2 pseudogenes are annotated in these 533 nt (G+C 65.1%); both read right to left on the bottom strand.

Going from position 1 to position 533, the window contains the following annotated elements:
- Positions 1 to 381, bottom strand: a pseudogene (locus tag ACVOMB_RS21115) (transposase zinc-binding domain-containing protein); the annotation flags it as partial.
- Between the two features lie 9 nt (positions 382 to 390).
- Positions 391 to 533 (bottom strand): annotated as a pseudogene (locus ACVOMB_RS21110) (IS5-like element ISCARN85 family transposase); the annotation flags it as partial.

Raw genomic sequence — 533 nt, 5'->3', positions numbered from 1 at the left:
CCAGCCGGCGATCACGCGCTGCACGATGCCCAGCACCGGGCCAATGGCTTCTGGCTTGCTGGCGAACAGGAAACGCAAGGGGTACGGAAAGCTCAGCACCCATTGCCGCACCGGCCGCGGGCCGAACACCTCGTCCACCAGATGCCGCGCCGACTCGGCCATGCGCCGCGCGCCGCAGCTCGGGCACAGCCCGCGCTTCTTGCAGGAATACGCCACCAGCCTCTCGGCACGACAGTGCTCGCAGACCACGCGCAGGAAGCCGTGCTCGAGCACGCCGCAGCGCAGGTAGGTCTCGAACTCCTCGCGCACATACTCGGGCAGCGGGCGGTCTTCTACCTCACGGCGCGCGATGAAGTCCGGGTAGTGCGCCTGCACTAGGGCCTGTTAATACTATCGCAACGATTCGACGATCAGTGCGAAGCGGATGAAGGCCGCGAACATGACGTCGAGCTTGTCGAAGCGGCTGAAGATGCGGCGGAACCCTTTCAGACGGCGGAACAGGCGCTCGATTTCGTTGCGGCGCTTGTAGATCT

This window comes from Stenotrophomonas sp. STEN018, from assembly GCF_056760235.1.
The sequence above is the reverse complement of the archived record's forward strand: the minus strand, read 5'-3'. Positions and strand labels throughout refer to the sequence as shown.